This window comes from Phyllobacterium sp. P5_D12, from assembly GCF_054049495.1.
Map to the genome: position 1 here is coordinate 1 of NZ_JBFUMG010000925.1, position 1,155 is coordinate 1,155.

Here is a 1,155-nt window from a genome sequence, read left to right on the forward strand (position 1 = left end):
ACCCCAGCCTATATGACCGATGACGATATCCGGCTGTTCGCCATGGCGCACCATCGCATCGAATGTCTCCGCAACACGGTGACCAATGCGGACATGGTGGTCAGGAATGCCCAGATGCCTGGCCATCCGGGCATCAGCCCGGGGGCCAAGTTCTGCACGGTGCAAGATCACGCGAACCGACGGGAGGCGCCGGTCCACTGTCTCACAAATAAGGCTGACGTCATGCCCGCTCGTTGCGAGATGCTCAGCCAAAGCTGCGAATTGGCCAAAACCACGCCTGTGAACAAAAGCCACATGCATGAGATCAGCCCCTTCCGGKACTCAAAACACTGATCGAAGTTGAGTTAGATGCCATAACGCGCGGCATTGCCCCAAACCAGTTCGAGCCTGTGCAGCGTCTGGAACGCGATTTCGAGATTGCGGAGATCATCGGCATCCCTGGCAAGAACACGATTATATGCCCCGCCAGCGTCACGCAGATTGGCGCAAAGCTGCTCTCCCTTTTCTGTCAGTCGAATCCTTGCAGACCGCTTGTCCCGTTGAGATGCGACCCTGTCGATGTAACCCCCATCGGCAAGCTGCTTCAGGTAGTAGGAAATGTTTGAGCCGACATAGTGCCCCCGATCCAGCAATTCCCCAACAGAAAGTTCGACGTCGCCGATAGCCATCAGGACCATCGCCTGTGCCGGACCGACGTCTTCAATCCCCAGTTTCGTCATTTCTGTTCTGAGCAGACTGGCGAAACGGCGATTTACCCTCTCAATCATTCGAGCTAGCTCGAAGTGTGTAACTACGACTGTATGAATTGGGTGGTGTCTATGGCTCTGTTTTTCCGTGGTAATTTCGGGGAAATCGGCGGCGTAATATCCATCAATAGATGTTTCGACTTCCACTCCTTCGTGCAGAAGTTTTTGTATCATCTTGGTCTCCATGGTCATTTTACTTCAAATTTTGAAGTAAGTTGCGAGTGTATTTTCCGGTCTCCTTCGCTTTTTCCCCCGTCATATGATCTTTTTTCTGTCACATTCTGCACGGTATTACTTTACTAGTCTCTGGTCTTAGACCAAGGTCGTAGGGGCTAACTGGCAGCTGTGTCATTTCCAAGGCAGATTACACATGAATGATACTCGTCAAATCGATGCAAATGGCAAGAGC

General features: G+C 52.0%; 1 protein-coding gene and 1 pseudogene. Both read right to left on the bottom strand.

Annotation, left to right across the window (positions count from 1 at the left end; translation table 11 throughout):
* Positions 1-300, bottom strand: a pseudogene (locus tag ACXJ5O_RS27680) (glycosyl transferase); the annotation flags it as partial.
* A 44-nt stretch (positions 301-344) separates the two neighbouring features.
* Positions 345-917, bottom strand: a complete 573-nt coding sequence (locus tag ACXJ5O_RS27685) for a MarR family transcriptional regulator (RefSeq protein WP_457302708.1) — start codon at positions 915-917, stop codon at positions 345-347.
* Between the last annotated feature and the right edge of the window lie 238 nt (positions 918-1,155).